This window comes from Clostridium sp. KLE 1755, assembly GCF_000466465.2.
GTDB classification, from domain to species: Bacteria; Bacillota; Clostridia; order Lachnospirales; family Lachnospiraceae; genus Eisenbergiella; species Eisenbergiella porci.
The window spans coordinates 1-17,167 of sequence record NZ_KE992717.1 but is presented as its reverse complement, the minus strand read 5'-3'; the positions used below and the strand labels follow the sequence as shown (position 1 = coordinate 17,167).

General features: G+C 46.1%; 10 protein-coding genes. 9 read left to right on the top strand and 1 reads right to left on the bottom strand.

The genetic code is table 11. The annotated features are described in order from the left end of the window. The first annotated feature begins 21 nt into the window (after window positions 1-21). From HMPREF1548_RS14610 to HMPREF1548_RS14595, 4 genes are all read left to right on the top strand, one after another. Window positions 22-1,296, top strand: a complete 1,275-nt coding sequence (locus HMPREF1548_RS14610) for an aminopeptidase P family protein (RefSeq protein WP_021637020.1) — start codon at window positions 22-24, stop codon at window positions 1,294-1,296. An 86-nt stretch (window positions 1,297-1,382) separates the two neighbouring features. After that, window positions 1,383-2,627 (top strand): aminopeptidase P family protein, encoded by a 1,245-nt coding sequence (locus HMPREF1548_RS14605; protein ID WP_035322256.1) that lies wholly within the window; start codon window positions 1,383-1,385, stop codon window positions 2,625-2,627. A gap of 50 nt (window positions 2,628-2,677) precedes the next feature. After that, complete coding sequence (locus HMPREF1548_RS14600) at window positions 2,678-3,802, top strand: ethanolamine utilization protein EutH (protein WP_021637018.1); 1,125 nt, start codon at window positions 2,678-2,680, stop codon at window positions 3,800-3,802. A 371-nt stretch (window positions 3,803-4,173) separates the two neighbouring features. Further along, entirely contained in the window at window positions 4,174-5,616 is a 1,443-nt protein-coding gene (locus HMPREF1548_RS14595; RefSeq protein WP_021637016.1) for an alpha-L-fucosidase, read from the top strand. A gap of 117 nt (window positions 5,617-5,733) precedes the next feature. On the opposite strand, the gene HMPREF1548_RS14590 is transcribed toward HMPREF1548_RS14595, so the two are convergent. Further along, the gene (locus tag HMPREF1548_RS14590; RefSeq protein ID WP_035322251.1) at window positions 5,734-7,674 is read right to left on the bottom strand and encodes an AraC family transcriptional regulator; all 1,941 of its coding nucleotides are present in this window, start codon (window positions 7,672-7,674) and stop codon (window positions 5,734-5,736) included. A gap of 506 nt (window positions 7,675-8,180) precedes the next feature. Between HMPREF1548_RS14590 and HMPREF1548_RS14585 the strand changes: the two genes are divergently transcribed. The 5 genes from HMPREF1548_RS14585 to HMPREF1548_RS14565 all read left to right on the top strand — a co-directional run bounded on the left by HMPREF1548_RS14585 (window position 8,181) and on the right by HMPREF1548_RS14565 (window position 16,847). Further along, the gene (locus HMPREF1548_RS14585) at window positions 8,181-9,125 is read left to right on the top strand and encodes an ABC transporter permease (RefSeq protein ID WP_021637013.1); all 945 of its coding nucleotides are present in this window, start codon (window positions 8,181-8,183) and stop codon (window positions 9,123-9,125) included. Between the two features lie 13 nt (window positions 9,126-9,138). After that, entirely contained in the window at window positions 9,139-10,041 is a 903-nt protein-coding gene (locus HMPREF1548_RS14580) for a carbohydrate ABC transporter permease (RefSeq protein ID WP_021637012.1), read from the top strand. A gap of 47 nt (window positions 10,042-10,088) precedes the next feature. Next, window positions 10,089-11,810: an extracellular solute-binding protein gene (locus tag HMPREF1548_RS14575; RefSeq protein WP_021637011.1), complete on the top strand. Its 1,722-nt coding sequence runs from the start codon at window positions 10,089-10,091 to the stop codon at window positions 11,808-11,810. 131 nt (window positions 11,811-11,941) lie between these two features. After that, window positions 11,942-13,642, top strand: coding sequence for an alpha-L-fucosidase (locus HMPREF1548_RS14570; protein ID WP_035322249.1), 1,701 nt, complete (start codon window positions 11,942-11,944; stop codon window positions 13,640-13,642). A 10-nt stretch (window positions 13,643-13,652) separates the two neighbouring features. Beyond that, window positions 13,653-16,847 carry a glycosyl hydrolase gene (locus HMPREF1548_RS14565; RefSeq protein ID WP_035322247.1) on the top strand — a complete coding sequence of 1,065 codons (3,195 nt, stop codon included), beginning with the start codon at window positions 13,653-13,655 and terminating at the stop codon, window positions 16,845-16,847. The last annotated feature ends 320 nt before the right edge of the window (window positions 16,848-17,167 follow it).

The following is a 17,167-nucleotide window of genomic DNA, read 5'->3' as shown; positions in this document are numbered from 1 at the left end:
TCCCGCAGATAGGAGGAAAATATGGATAAAACATTTCACAGCGGCAACAGGGAACGGCTTTATGGAAAAATGAAGGAAAATTCAATTCTGCTTCTTTTTTCCGGGACAGAGGTCAGAAAAACGAACGATGAATTTTATCCCTTTTACACGGACAGGAATTTCCTGTATTTAACGGGGCTGGACAGCAGGGAATTCATTCTTGCGGCCAGAAAAGACAGCGCAGGCGCGGTGGAGGAGTGTGTTTATATCCTGCCGCCGGATCCCATGCAGGAGCGCTGGACGGGAGAACGGCTGAAACCGGCGCAGGTGGAAGCGATATCCGGCATCACCGATATCCGGGAGAACAGCGTGTTTGAACAGCAGCTGCACGCATGGGCTGTGAGCGGCAATTATAAACATCTGTACCTTGATCTGTACAGGGTGTCGCCAGACGACAGAGATTGCCCTGCACATTTGCTTGCAAAAAAAGCAAAATTGGAATATCCTTATTTACGGATTGAAAATGCGAACGTCCTTATCCGCAGCTTAAGGACGATAAAGCAGGCCTGTGAAATAGAGGCCATGCGGGAAGCGGAGAAGATTACAAGGGACGGAATCGTTGCCATGATGAAGGCTTCCCGCCCCGGAATGTATGAATACCAGTACAAAGCGGAATTCGACTACGCGCTGGGACAGCACGGGCCGCAGGGGCCGGCCTTCCCTTCCATTATTTCTGCCGGGAAAAATAATTTCTGTATCCATTATTATCAATATAAAGGACAGGCCCGGGACGGAGATATGATATTGAATGATGTGGGCGCCTGGCACGACGGGCTGATGAATGATGTGTCACGTGGATGGCCCTGCAACGGCAGGTTTACGGAAAAACAGAAACTGCTCTATGAATGCGCGCTGAAAACCTCCAACCATATGTTTGAAATAATCCGGCCGGGGATGAAAATGGCGGACGTGGATAAAACAGCCAGGGCCTACAATGCGGAAATGCTGAAGGAAGCCGGCGTGCTGAAGCGGACGGAGGATATCGGCACCTTCATGTGGCACGGAGGCGCCCACCATGTAGGCTATGACGTACATGATGTGGTGGATTTTTCCATAGGAAGCATAGCGCCGGGCATGGTGTTCTGCGTGGATATCGGCATTTACCACGAGGAGTGGGGAATCGGCTTCCGGCTGGAGGATAACTGCCTGGTAACGGAGGAGGGCTGCGAGAATCTTTCCGTGATAACGCCGCGCACGGTGGAGGAGATAGAGGATACTATGAAAAGAGGCCTGACGGCGGGCTGTTCCGGCCGATAAGGACACGAGGCGGTTTCGGAAAAACGGGGAAGGCCGGAGGAAAATCCGGGGAAAACGGCGGCCGGTGAGAGATGAGGAGGAGTAAGATGCTTGACATACAGTTTCATATTTCCAGGAGGGAAAAGTTTCTGGAATTTTTAAAAGACGGGCAGGCAGGGATTTTTTTCGCCGGCAGCGCCAAAATGATGGCGGGGGACGAAGAATATCCCTTCAGTGTCAACCGGAACTTCTTTTATCTTACAGGCTGTGAAGAGCCGGATACCGTTTATCTGGCATACAGGCAAAAGGGGGCGGGAAAAGAAGTCCTTTTTATCCGCAGGCCTGATCCCCGTTTGGAACGCTATGAAGGTCCCCGGCCTGGGGAAGCGGAAACCGGGCAGAAATACGGGATTGCTGAGGTTTGTTTCCTGGATGAGCTTTCTGGAAGACTGGCGGAGCTGATCTCCTGCGGCGGTGTGGGCACCCTTTTGTTTGATCAGGAAGAGGGGCCGTGGCAGGACATGGCGGAGCCTGTCCGGCAGACAGCGGACCATCTGAAAAAGGACTGGCCCAGGCTGGCTGTTGAGAACGCCGCGCCCTGGTTTGCCCGGATGCGCAGGGTGAAGCAGCCGGAAGAGATAGCCGCCCACCGGATTGCCTGCAGGACGACTGTGGAGGCGGTCCGGTATATGATGGCGCATACCCGTCCGGAGATGACGGAAGGGCAGATGGAGGCCTATTTTGATTTTATCGTAAAAAGCCGGGGCTGCGGCCATGCGTTTGCCACAGTGGCCGCCACGGGAAAAAACGCCTGTATCCTGCATTATTCTGCCAACAGGGACAAGATAAAGGAAGGGGATCTGGTGCTGGTGGATCTGGGGGCAAGCTGGGAATATTACTGTGCGGATGTCTCCCGTACCTTTCCTGCCAATGGAAAATTTACGCCGAGGCAGAGGCTGCTGTATGAGATAGTGCTTGCCGGACTGACAGCGGCATTGGAAGCGGCAAAGCCGGGACAGCGCAAGGATGAACTGCAGCTGATCAGCAAAAGGGTGATGGCTGACGAACTTGTGAAGGCAGGCATTCTGTCGGCACCGGAGGAAATAGAAAAATATTATCTGCATGGCTCAGGGCATTTTATCGGTCTGTATACCCATGATGTAGGGGAGGATCCGGAAAACCTGCTGCAGAAGGATATGATGTTTACCCTGGAACCCGGGCTCTATTTCCCGGAAGAGGGCATCGGCATCAGAATCGAAGATACACTCCTGGTAACGGAGGACGGCTGCGAAGTCCTTACCGCCGATATTCCGAAAACGGTAGAGGAAATTGAAGCCTTTATGCAATCGTAAGGGGAAGGACAGCTGCGTATATTACAGGTACATAGTGAGGAGGAAACACAATGAACCAGGTAATCCTGTGGATCATGGCTGCGGGCGTGGTGCTCGGCGGTATTGACAGGATTTTCGGAAGCCCGAAGGGCTACGGAAAGAAATTTGAGGAAGGTTTTTTCTTTTTGGGGCCGACGGCCCTTTCCATGGCCGGTATGATCTGCCTGGCGCCTGTATTGGCGAAGACGCTTGGCAGGCTCATCATACCGGCCTTCGGCCTGCTGGGCGTTGACCCGGCTATGTTTGGCGGCCTGCTGGCAATTGATATGGGCGGCTATCAGCTGGCCTGCAGTTTGGCCCAAAATCCACTGATGGGGCAGTATGCGGGGATTGTTATCGCCGCTGTTTTTGGCTGTACCGTTGTGTTTACCATACCGGTGGGGATGGGAATTGTGGAAAAAGAGGACAAACCGCTGTTTGCGCAGGGAATCATGATCGGACTGATGGTTATGCCCGTCTCCCTTGTTGCGGGAGGCCTTGTGTGCGGCCTGTCATTGTTGGAGATTGTCCATCAGAACCTGCCTGTGCTCGTGTTTTCCCTGCTCCTTCTGCTGGGACTGAAAAAAGCGCCCGCCGCCATGATAAAGGGCTTCACCATATTTGCCTCAGGGATTCAGATTCTTATTACCCTTGGTCTGGTGATTGCGGCGGTGACCTCCCTTACGGGCCTTGTCATCATACCTGGCATGGCCCCTCTGGAGGATGCCCTGGCCGTCGTTGCCTCCATCGGCATCGTAATGCTGGGAAGCCTTCCCATGGCGGAGCTTTTGACCAGGCTTCTGAAGCAGCCGCTCCTGTGGCTGGGTAAAAAATGCGGCATGAACAGCATCAGCGTGGCAGGTTTTCTGGTAGGTATAGTCAGCGCCATACCGGCGATCACGATGCTGAAACATATGGATAAAAGAGGAAAGGTAGTCAATGTGGCCTTCCTGGTGAGCGCCGCCTCCATGCTGGCGGCCCATTTGGGCTTTACGGTGAGCGAAGCGCCGGGAATGCTGCCGGCCCTGCTCGCCGCCAAGCTGTCCGGCGCTTTTGCGGCGATTCCGGTAGCCCTTCTTTTTACAAAGGGGACAGGAGCGAAAGCGTCCGCCGGAAAAACACTGGAAAACAGCAGCACAGCAGGAGAAACAGCATAGAACTCCGCCTGTATATCATGAATAATCCTACGGCAGCCAGGATGCTTTGCAAAGAGATCCGGAAAGTGGTTTAGGGCAAAATCCGAAGAAAAACCGCAAAGGGGATTCGGAGGATGGATGTGTGCGGCATGCTGCCAAAAAACTGCGACACTGCGACATTTTGTAACTGAAATAGTCATCTTCCTGTCTAATAAATTATAGCGCACAACGGTATAATTACAGACATACAGAGGGAGAGGGGTTCGGAGGGGAAAAGGGCTTTTCCGAAACAGATACCTCTGAAAAACAAGGAGGAAAATCCTCTGCTCGTCAGAGGGCAAATTTCTAAAGAAATTGCATTTTGCTCCGCAAAACAAGGAGGAGGATTAATTATGTCAGAAAATTTTCAGCCCACATTTGAGTCGTTGAGGGCGCATGAATGTCCGAAATGGTTTCAGGATGCCAAATTCGGTATCTGGAGTCATTGGGGGCCGCAGAGCGTGCCGATGTGCGGTGACTGGTATGCAAGAAACATGTATATCCAGGGGAGCCCGCAGTATAATTATCATGTCAGACATTACGGACATCCGTCCAAATTCGGATACAAGGATATCTGTAAACTCTGGAAAGCGGAGAACTTTGATCCGGAGGGCCTGATGGAGCTGTATCATCGGGCGGGCGCCAGGTATTTTGTGGCCCAGGCCATGCACCATGATAATTTTTTCAATTATGAATCACAGGTTAATCGCTTTAACTCCGTCAATATCGGGCCGGGAAAGGATATCTGCTCCCTGTGGAAGGCGGCGGCTGATAAATATCAGATGCCCTTCGGACTGACGGAGCATCTGGGGGCTTCCTTTTCCTGGTGGTATGTAAATAAATGCTCTGACAGCTACGGCCCTTATAAAGGAGTTCCTTATGACGGTAACGATCCGGAGTATCAGGATTTTTACCATGCAAACCAGGAACATATCCAGCCCGGGAATACCGGAGAAATGGCCCAGTGGCTGACCGGGAACCGGAAATTCCAGAAATATTGGCTGGATACCATGAAAGAACTGGTGGATAAATTCCATCCCGCGCTTCTTTACTCGGACAGCGGCCTGCCTTTCGAAGAAGAGGGCTATGCTCCGGGACTGGAAGCAGTGGCTTATCTGTATAATGACTCCATTGCAAGGAATGGTGAAAACCAGGCAATATACACCCAGAAAAACAGAACGCCCGACGTATACCGTGTGGGAACGTTGGATATTGAGAAGAGCCAGCTGCCCGGCGTACAGCCTTACCCGTGGCAGACGGATACCTGTATCGGAAACTGGTTCTATGATGCAAAACAGGTCTATAAAAGGCCTGCGCAGATTATTGAAATGCTTGTGGATATCATTTCAAAGAACGGCGTTATGCTTTTGAATATTCTCCAGCGTCCGGACGGAACCATCGATGAGGAGGCGCGTTTCCTTCTGGAGGAGCTGGCAAAATGGTTCGCAGTATGTGCAGAGGGTGTGTATGGAACAAGACCTTTCCGCGTATTTGGCGAAGGAGACACCCGCGTGGTGATTGACGGTTTCCGTGAGGAAAGAGCGGAGTGGAATTCTTCAGATTTCCGTTTTACCAGGAAGGACGATACGGTGTATGCCTTCATGATGCAGGCGCCGGATAACAGGGCGGCGGTCATCAAATCCTTATGCCCGGAGGAAAAAGTTGAGAGCGTACGGCTGCTGGGAGCCGGAGAAGTGGAGTTTGTGCAGAGCTTCGGCGTGCTGACCGTAAAGCTTCCGGAGAAGCTGCCTACGGAATATACGAACTGCCTGGCTTTGAAGCTGGCCGGGAAATAAGTGGCAGAAAAGCGCGGGAATACATAATGGTATAAAAGCTGGGCAGAACCGGGGAATCTCGGTTCTGCCCTGAAATTTTTTGAAGAAAGAAAAAATAATATGTTTGCGGAGCAACATTCAGTGCTCTCTGGGAGTGCATCCATAAACACGTTTATAAGCTCTTCGGAAGGTTTGCGGGGAATTATAGCCAACGGTTTCGGCTGTTTTGGAAACGGTATAATCTCCGCTATCCATCAATTCTTTTGCCTTCTGCATCCGCAATTCTTCCACATATTTGGAAAAATTCTGCTCAAAAGCCTGTTTAAACAGACGGGAGAGATAGACTTCGGAAATACCGAAACAATCTGCAACGGATGACAGAGAAAGCTGAGGGTCGGCATAATTTTCCTCAATGTGCATACGGATTCTCTGGTTGATATCATAAGTTTCTTGCTGACGGATATTTTTTACATAATTTTTTTCATCATACCACTGAATGATCCTGCCGAAGGATTCGCATTCATTTTCAATTGAAGTTCTGACATGTTTAAAGCCGGAAGGAAGTTTGGCAATGTCATTTACAACCTCCCCATGAAAAGAAATGCTGATGCCGCTTTGTCCTTCCACCTTTTCCTTGATAAGGAAAAGCTTTTGTTCGCATTCTTTTTTTGCCTCCTGTTTTTCGTGTATGTCAGAGGTCAGCAGGATACCAATCCGTTCAAAGTCAAGATCATATATATGGGTAGTGAAGAAGGATTTTCCAATAATATCCTTAAGAAAAATTTTCTGCGCAGCTATATTTTCCAGCTGGCTCTCCATGTTTAAATCATTCAGTGAAACAATGATAATTAAGTAAAGGGACGACCGGGGATCAATTTGCAGTTTATTCAGATTATCGGTTATTTCTTCCCGTGTACGGTAGCCGCCGGTTACAAGCGTATGGAAAATGGATGTTTTCAGCGCGGGGATCTGCTTTTCAAGTTCAATCTGCATCTGTTCATTCTTTTTTATCAATGTTTCAATGGCTTCATCGAATTCGTGATAGGAGATGGTTCCGTTGCCGGAACAGAGTATATTCCCTATTTTTGTCAGAGGGGCGGAAAGCCTTGTTGTAAAGTAATAAATGAGTACAGCGCCGATTCCCAAAGCAAAACACAGCATAGTTAAAAAATACATCCAGTTGTCGTGGACGGGGCCGACAGCCAGATCCTTGGGAATTGCAGATACATAAATCCAGCCATTTTTATCCTTATAATAGGTAAGGAAAAGCTGGCGGCCCGCAATATTTCTGGTAAGAAAGCCGCTTCCCCCAACCAGCTCTTCTGATGAAAGGTAAATATCAGGATTCCCTGTGGGATTATCTTCGCACAGAAGATTGCCGTTTTCATCCTGAATATATACAAAGCCGTCCTGGCGGTATTCAAGACGATCAAAATATTGAAAAAGTTTATTCTGATCCAACATGATAAAGACGCTGCCGGTGCTGTAGCTCCCAGAATTCATGGGAATATCACTGCTGGAGAGAAGCACTTTGGCAGAACTCCCGCCATACCTGATTTCAAGTGACTGAAAACGGGAATTCCAGTTGTGCTGTTTCATGAGCAGATTTTCATGCCATTCATCAAAGGACATATCCTTTATAGAAAATAAATAATCATAATATCTGTTCAAATTGATTACAATGCTGGAAGAATCCAGCAGCATATCGTTTTTCTTTGAAAAGATTTGAATGCCTTCAATCGTATCATTGGCGGCAGCAAGGGAACAAATATCCTTTTGAAGAAGAAGAACCTCATTGGTATTTTTACCGTCTTCATTTAATGAATAAAAATTAAAAAACTTATTGACGGAAGAACTTTCATTAAGGTAGTTAATAATGCTTTCCACAGAAGCCAGCATACTTTCCACCATTCTTGCGCTGTTTTCCAGGATGGACAGATTTTTATTATAAATTTCCTGTTTATATAAGGTTTGATTTCGGAAATAAGCTCCGAAAAGGAGCATGACAGGTATAACCAGTATCGGAAGTGCGCTGAGCAGAAAACGCATATAGATTTCTTTGTTTTTACTTTTTTGCAATATTGATTTCCTCCCCCTATCAGAAATTTTTGCTTATTAGAAGTATAAATTATTTGATAGAACAATTCAATCCCCGAAAGCGGGAATCCAGCTGATAAATGTGCAAAAAATATAGAATAAGAAATAAATAGAACAAATATTAAACAATATATACAAAAAAGCTTCTTACAGCATTCTATGGAAACTTCATCTGAGATAATACAAAATTCGTATCAGCCATGACCAGCTGACTATTCAAAAAACTCATGGCAATGCGCAGCGATTAAAACTGCTTAAGCTTTTGAAATTGCAAGATGAAAATAAGAACAAAATATAATTTTATAAAAAGAAAAAATAGTGCAATAGTTAGGCTTTATTTTGATTATGAGTATAAAAAAAGGATGTATATATAAAAAAGTGTGCAGAAAAAAATGAAATGGGTAAATAAATAAACAGAATGCACAAAAACGCTTCTTGATAAAAAGATAGTTCGATATTATGATGAACTCATCGAAAGGAGGCAAAATATGGGAAATACAATAAGACGATTGCAGAAAAGAAATAGCCCGTATAAAACAAAGTTTTTGAAAAAAGGAATGATACAATTATATTTCCTGGCATTAGTACCACTGATATTTGTCATTATATTCAACTACCTTCCTATGGGTGGGCTGCTGATGGCTTTTAAGGATTACAGTATCCGAAAAGGGGTGCTGCGCAGTCCGTGGGCAGGGCTGAAATATTTCAGACAACTGTTCAGTACTCCGATTTTTCCTCAAATCCTGAAAAATACGATTGTGCTGAGCCTGGAATCATTAATTATTGGATTTCCGGTTCCTATTATCTTAGCTCTTGCATTCAATGAATTGGGAAATGAAAAAGTAAAAAAGACATTGCAGACCTTTACCTTTGCACCCTACTTTATATCAACAGTGGTGGTAGTAAGTATCATGACACAGGTTTTTTCTTTCAGATACGGGGTAGTAAATTCTTTCCTTCATTTATTTGGTCTGGAATCCATTGATTTTATGGGAAGCAAAGCTTTTTTCCGCCCGGCCTATATTTTTTCCGGTATTTGGCAGAGCGCAGGATTTAATTCCGTATTATACATAGCGGCACTGTCCGCGGTGGATACTTCACTTTACGAAGCGGCAGCCATGGACGGTGCAAACAGATGGCAGAAGGTGCTGAATATAGATTTACCGTGTATTATGCCGACAATCATTATCACATTAATATTGAATACCGGAAATATACTGAGCATCGGATTTGAAAAGGTATTTTTAATGCAGAATCCTGTGAATTATGCTGCTTCGGAGATTATATCCACTTATGTATATAAAGTGGGGATAGAACAGGCGCAGTTCAGCTTTTCTACGGCTGTCGGATTGTTTAATTCGGTAATTAATTGTGTCGTGCTTCTGCTGGTGAATGGGTTTGCGCGTAAAGTAAGCGATACGAGCCTGTTTTAGGAGGGAAGAATCAATGAATAATAAAAATATTATGAAGAAAAGTCCCGCTGACAGGATATTTCTTGCTGCTGTATATCTGTTTCTGGCTTTGTTTGTATTGGTAGTTATTTATCCGCTGGTCTATGTCGTCAGTTGTTCTTTTTCGTCGCCGCAGGATCTTGTGGCAGGCCGGGTATTTCTGTGGCCGGTGAATCCCGGGCTGCAGGGTTACAAGGCAGTCCTGGGAGATGAAAGAGTGTGGAGCGGATATGGAAATACAATACTTTATACTGTTTTGGGAACTTTGATCGGCACTTCGGTTACTTTTATAGGTGCTTTTGTATTATCCCGGAAGGAATTTCCATTAAGAGGAGCGCTTACGACTGTTTTTGCCATAACCATGTTTTTCGGCGGGGGAACCATACCTACCTACCTTCTGCTGAAGCAGCTGCATATGCTCAATACAGTATGGTCTATTGTCCTGCCCGGAGCATTTAACGTGTGGCTGGCTGTTGTGGGAAGAACTTTTATCCAGTCGTCCATACCGGAAGAACTGTTTGAAGCTACAAGTCTGGACGGAGGAGATTATATGCAGTATCTTACGAAAGTTGTGCTGCCGTTGGCCAAACCTATTCTGGCCGTTCTTGCACTTAATTTTGCGCTGTCTCATTGGAATTCCTATTACAGCGCTCTGCTGTATTTAAATGAAAGTGATAAATTTCCTTTGCAGCTGGTACTGAGAAATATTCTTTTGAATAATCAGGTTGATATAACCCAGATGAATACGGATGCTTTGGATATGATGAATAAACAATATCTGTCGGAGCTATTGAAATATTCGCTGATAATTATTTCCAGTGTGCCGCTGATGGTTACCTATCCATTTTTACAGAAGTATTTTATCAAAGGCGCAATGGTTGGTTCCGTGAAAGGATGAAATCAAAAGCGAAAGCTTGATTTAATAAAATTTAAGGAGGAACAATTATGGGTTGGAAAAAAGTTATGTCATTGGCATTGAGTGCGGCAATGGTGTTTTCACTTGCGGCATGCAGCGCTGACACGGTAAGTCAGGGGGAAAAAGCGGAAACAGCCGGCGAGAGTGCGGCGGCAGAAAAAACGTATGATGGGATTTTTGATGAAAACGGGATTTCAAAACCGGGCGAATTTCCTATCAGCAAGGAACCTGTAACGCTACGTGTTTTTGTAGGCCAGGAGCCTGGTGTTGTGGATATTACAAAGCATTCTATTTTTAAAGAGATCTCAGAAAAAACAAATATTAATTTTGATTTTATTGTTGCGCCGCAGGAGGGGGCGAAGGATAAATTGAACATGCTGCTTGCCAGCGGTGATTATCCGGAAATTATTATCGGAAGTTTTTTCACAAATGCGGATTTGGTAAAGTATGGAACAGGTGAGAATATTTTGATTCCGCTGAATGATCTGATTGAGGAGAATTGCGTAAATCTGAAAGCCAGGTGGGAAGAGAATCCTCAGTTTAAGGATATGATGACAACACCGGATGGAAATATCTATGGGATTCCAAGCCTGGATTCCGGCGGCCTTGGACATGGGGCTGTAAATTATAAGGTGTGGATGAATAACAAATGGCTGGAGAATGTAGGAATGGAAGTGCCGGAAACAACGGAAGAGTTCCGTGCAGTATTGGAAGCCTTTAAGGAACAGGATGCGAATGGAAACGGAGATCCGAATGATGAGATTCCTTTTTCAGGGGCCATTGGCACATGGGCTGCAGAAGTATATCCCTATTTGCTGAATGCATTTGATTATTTTGACCCTTCCAACGGATATCTTAAACTGAAAAATGGTGAGATAACAGGGACGGCAGGAACGGACGGAATTAAAGAAGGCTTGAAATATATTGCGGGCCTGTATGCGGATGGACTTATTGATCCGGCGGCGTTGACACAGGATGAATCGCAGTTGTCAGCAATCGGTACGAAAGAAGAAGTTATCTGTGGTACGGCGGCATGCGGGCATATCGGAATGTTTGTGGATATCAGTGATATAGAACGTTCCAGAGAGTATGACAATTTACTTCCGCTGGAAGGACCTGACGGATATCGGGGTATTCCTGTACAGACAGAAGCGGTAGTACAGGGGGCTGCATTCGTTATAACGGATAAATGCAAGCATCCGGAAGCTGCCATAAAATTTGCGGACATGTTCTGCGGTGATGACTGGGTAATCCGTTCTCAGGTAGGGATCAAAGGACAACAGTGGGATGATGCCGATGAGGGAACTTTCGGCATGGATGGGGTTACGCCTGCTATCCGCAAATATCTTGGAATGAAAACGCAGAATGCCACAGCGGCAGAAGATATCAAATGGCACTGGACAATGCGTTTGATAGAGCCTAACTGGAAAAAGACCTTTCAGGTAACGGGAGATATTGCAGATCCTTCAAACTATGAAGCAAGACTTCAGCAGTGTACGGATAAATTGGTGCCTTATGCGGCGGATGCGGACTATATTCCTCCCTTCTTCCTGAGTGTAGAGGATGCAACTCAGATAGCTAGCATGAAGACCGCCATTGATGATTACGTAAAAGCTTCCTTTATAGAGTTTATTACAGGAGCAAAGGATGTAGATAAGGATTGGGACAGCTATCTGGCAGGCTTGGATAAATTGCAATATAAAGAGTATATTGCATTGAATCAGAAGGCATATGATGAGGCCTATAAGTAAACAGGATAAGGAATAAGCTGTGGTCGATAAAGCGGGCGCCGGTGTGGAAATTCGGCCGGCGCCTGCTTTGGGACAGCAAAAAAATAACAGGATGCAGGCTGAAATGGGCCGCATTCCGATGGAGGTTGGCAATGACTTGGTCAATAGTAAAAAACAGCCAAAAAGGCTGTAATCAGGCACATTTATTTCAGGAGTTCACACAGGAGGAATGGGAAGCATACCCTTTTGCAGGAGAAGAAAAACTAAAGTGGTTCAAGGATGCTAAACTGGGACTGTTTTTCCATGTGGGTATTTCTTCAGTAGGCGGAGTGGATATCGGATGGTCCCGCCATACACATAAGCTGCCGGATCCGGGAGAGGGGTTTGTGCCTGATGAGGAATATGACAGCTGGGCAAAACAATTGAAAATGGAAGAATTTAACGCAGAGGAATGGATAGATCTGGCTGTTCGAGGCGGATTCCGATACGTGGTAATCATTACAAAACACCACGATGGTTTCCATATGTGGGATACACAGTATTCCGAATATAAGATAACAAATGCACCCATGGGAAGGGACTATCTGAAAGAATTAATTGATGCGTGTCATGCAAAAAATATGCCGGTAGGACTTTACTATTCACAGCGTGACTGGCATCATGAGGACTATGAGCCGGTGGATACTCAGGCAGCAGAACGCTGCGATGAAATCCCTTTTTTCAAAATGAAAGAGGGAAAAGCTTGGCGATATGGAGCCAGGCATCCGGAATATATAAAATATCTGCATAATACAGTGTTGGAACTGATGAACAAATACGGTAAGATTGATATATTATGGTGGGATGCCTGCTGGTTTGGTGGGATGTTCCTGGAACCTATGTGGGATGCGCTGAAGCTGGAACGAAAGGTGCGGGACTGTCAGCCTCACATTATCATCAATAACAGAACGAGTCTGCCGGGGGATTTTGATACGCCGGAAGGTCGGGTAGGATTTGTTCAGCGAAACAGGGCATGGGAAACCTGTATGCCGATGGGAAAGGAGTGGGCATGGACGGGTACGGGGCTGAAGCCCTGGAAAGAGATAATGCAGCAGTTTATTTCCTCCGTATGCGGAGACGGAAATTATCTGCTGAGTATTGGTTCAATGCCGAACGGAAAAATTGCGCCGGAAGAGACAGATTATATACGGCGTATGGGGGATTGGCTGAAGGTGTACGGCGATTCAGTCTACGGAACCAGAAGCGGCCCGTGGAATCCAGGATACTATGGAGGAAGTACATATAAGAACAATACAGTATACCTGCATATATTAAATTGCCCTGCCCAGGAAGAACTTGCGTTCCCTCTGGAGGGGATGGAAATAAAGGAGATTGCATGCGTTACAGGGCAGCAGCCGGATATGGTACAGGACGGTGAAAATCTGATCTTAAAAAATATATGTTTGGAAGAAGACTGTGTGGATATGATTATTCGCATAGAAATGAAACAAAAAATCGCGGTATCCCAAGAAGGGCTGGAGGTCTGGGAAGAAATCGACGAATTCCGGAAGGAGAGCTCAATCTATGGAGAAATTCTGGACAAAGCAGAGAATGCGGCGTTTTTTGATCTGGAAAAGGAACGAAAGGTTACGGCGCTGAGAATATTCACCAAGGAAGGAACGCTGCAGGCAGAGATATCGTCTGACGGCAGGGATTGGGAATGTGTTTATGACGATAGCGTAAAAAACGGCTGGCTGAATCTGGAAATAAAGGGTTACGAAGCGGGCGCTACGAAAATAGGCAGGCAGGTCAGGTTTGTGCGGATAAATGCAAAGGAAGAAGTCGTAAAAAATGTAATACTATATGGCTTTTAGGGGGATGCCCATGATACTGAAGGCATTTTATAATCCGCCTCAGAAATACGGTGAGGTTTCTTTTTTCTGGTGGCATGGGGATAAAATTACGAAAGAAAAGCTTCATTGGATTCTGGAACAGCTGAAAGAGAAAGGAATCGCCGGGCTGCAGCTGAATTACTGCCATTCAGATAAGGGCGGACAGCAATATGGGCTGACTATGGATTCCGATCCCAGGCCGTTTTCTGATGAATGGTGGGAGCTGCTTGGATGGCTGCTGGAGGAATGTAAAAAATATGATATGTCCATCAGCCTGAGCGATTATACTCTGGGAGCGCCGGGGCAGGGAAGCTACATGGATGCTGTGCTGGATAAACATCCTGAATTTATCGGCCAAAAGCTGGAATGGAAGGATGGTGCGGTACATATTGTAAAGGTTCCGTTTTCAGCAAATCCCATGGCGAAAGGAATTGGAAAAGCGGTAGCGGATGAGTTTTACGGAGCCTTCGAGAGACATTTCCCGGGAGAATGCGGAAAACATATCAATTATTTCTTTTCTGACGAATTAAATTTTAATATCAGGGGAAATCTGTGGTCGGATGATTTTAAAGAGGAATTTCTGAAAAGAAAGGGTTATGATATTACAGAAAAGTGGGAAGCTCTTTTTAGAGATACCGGGGAAGAAACTCCGAAAATCCGTCTGGATTATTATGATGTTATCGTGCAGCTGAGCGAAGAGGAATATTTCAGGCCTGTTTATGAGTGGCATGAAAGCAGGGAGATGACCTTCGGGTGTGATCATGGTGGACGGGGACAGGATGTTACGGAGTTCGGAGACTATTTCAGGACAATGAAATGGAATCAGGGACCGGGAAATGATCAGCCGCACCTGGCATCCAATATTATTAAAAGCAAGGTTTCCAGTTCCATTGCGCATCTGTATCAACGGCCGAGAGTATGGCTGGAGGGGTTTTATTCCAGCGGGTGGCAGACCTCCGGCGCAGATGTGGCAGATGCCGTGTTCCGGAATTTTGGATTGGGACATAACCTGCTTTCGCTGCATGGTCTTTATTATTCAACACATGGAAGCATGTGGGAATGGGCGCCGCCCTGTAATCATTACCATATGCCTTACTGGTCCCAGATGGGAACTCTGCTGGAGTGTACCAGGCGTCTGAGCTATGTGCTTTCCCAGGGTGTCCACAGATGTGATGCGGCTGTGATTTATCCTGTTGCCGCCGTGGAGGCTGATGAAGAACAGGGAAAGCAGGCGGTCGCAGCAGCTTTCGAAATGGGACGTACACTTTACCGCGGAGGAATAGATTTTGATTTTATAGACTTTGAAAGTGTTGAGCGGGCAGAGACTAAAAATGGAAAGCTGTGCGTCGCCGGTGAAGAATACAGGTATCTCGTGCTCCCTGATATGGCAAATGTAAGATTTGGAATGCTGCAGGCGCTGGCTGAGTTTGCAGAAGGCGGGGGCCAGGTGCTTATCCTGGGGAGATTGCCGGAAGGAAGCGATCACGCAGGCCGGAAGGATGAAGAACTCAACCGCCTGTGCAGCATTCTTGAAAAAGAAGGAAAGCGCTTTTTGCAAACGCAGGAGGCACTGGAGTATATAAAGAGACAGGGAAATCCTGACTTTTCCGCGGAAAATGCAGATATGTTTTTCCACCACAGAATCATAGAAGGCAGAGATTTATATTATTTGTATGGAATTAAAAAAGGGACAGTATGCCGCTTCCGGACGGAGGGGATCCCTGTTTTTATGAATCCCTGGTCAGGAGAAAGGCGGAGGGCGGAATTCTGCGATTATAATACGGAGGATGGCTTTACCATAATGAAACTGCCTTTTACGGAAAAGGAACCAGTAATTCTTGCTTTTGAAGCAGATGCAGAGGAGACTCTGCGGCTTCCGGTGTACCGCGATGGCAAGGCAGATGTTTTAGATATCAGCGGAGAGTGGGAAAGCGAGATACTTCCTACCATGGATAACCGTTTCGGAGATTACAGACTGCCCGCAGCGGAAGAATTTATCGGCCCTGAGGCAAGAGAGGCCGCCTTTCATATGGAAGAAGAGATTGAAAGGGAAAGCAAAGATAAAACATCCTGGTCCTCGGAGTGGCTTACTTACGGAGAGTACTATTGGGTGAGTTATGGTAATACGGAAAAAGAAGAAGCTTTTATCCAAATGGAAACTCCCTCTGAATATTTTATTCCTGGTGTTGTATCCTTGAAATATGGGGTCAGAGGTGATGCCGGCTATCAGGGAAGCTACCATGGACTGAAAGGAAAGCTGTCCGATGCCTTTATAACGCTGGGAGAGAAAAGACTGCTTAAGGCAGGGTCGGATAGTATTTATGAAGGAACGGGAACCTGCTATGTGTTTATGATTTTTTATGCAAAGGAGGATATGACAGCGGACATGGAAACCGGTGAAATGCGGCCTGACGGGGTATGGGTAAATCATGTCAGGATATCGGGAGACAAGGTCCGGCTAAAGGCAGGGAATAATTTTGTATTACTTAAATACCCTGGAAGCGGCAGAACATATTTTGTCCTTCTTAAGGAGCATGCATTTATACAGCGGCAGCCTCTTGTTACAAAATGGTATCAGAATACTGATTTGGTTCCTTTTGATCCTCATCCGGATTGGGCTGGAAAAACAGGCTGGTATTGTATCACGGCGCCTGCCGGGACCCGGGGGATCCGATTGGTTACGGTTGGTGAGACAAAGCTCTTTGCCGGGAAGGAAGAGGTGCTAAAAAAAGATGGGATTTATTGGCTGGCAAGGCCTTTGGAAAGGGCGGCCAAGATTAGGTTTCAGATTTGCCAGGAGAGAGGGTATTATGGCTGTAATGCAGTTCTTGAACCGGTAAAATTCGTATTGGGAAAAGGTAAAATGCAGCTTCCTCTGCATTGGGAAAAAGAGGGCCTGAAGTTCTACTCCGGAGGTATCCGGCTGTCAAGAACGTTTGAACTTCATAAAGGAAGAAAAATACGGCTGCAGATTCATGAGTCCGGCTGTGCGGTACAGGTGAGCGTGAATGGGAGAAAAACGCACAGTCTGGTTGCGGAACCCTATGAATGTGATTTGACGGAGTATATAACAGAAGGAGAGAACAAAATCGAACTTATTTATTATAATACGATGCATAATCATATGCTGACGATTCCTACGAATTATAATTTTGAGCACAGCCCTGACTGGAGGGCGGAAGAATAGTATTTAGGGGATGCGAATAAGATTGTCTGAATTAAAAGGCAGCGTGATCCGAACATGGGTCACACTGCCTTTTGAAGTTTTAATGGGAAGTGATTTTGACGGTTTATGGAAAATAATTATGTACTCTGCCGTTAGATACGGAGTATCAGTCCCAAAGGCGCCGTACCTTTTCACGGGCCTCCTGTTCGCTGATATTAAACCGAAGTTTCAGTTTTTCGACAGTCTGCTCAAAGCTCAGACCTAAATCTTTACAGGTTTCTATAATTCCCTCTTCTTTTCCGTTCTTATATTCGCTTGCACGGATTTTTCTCATTTCCTCT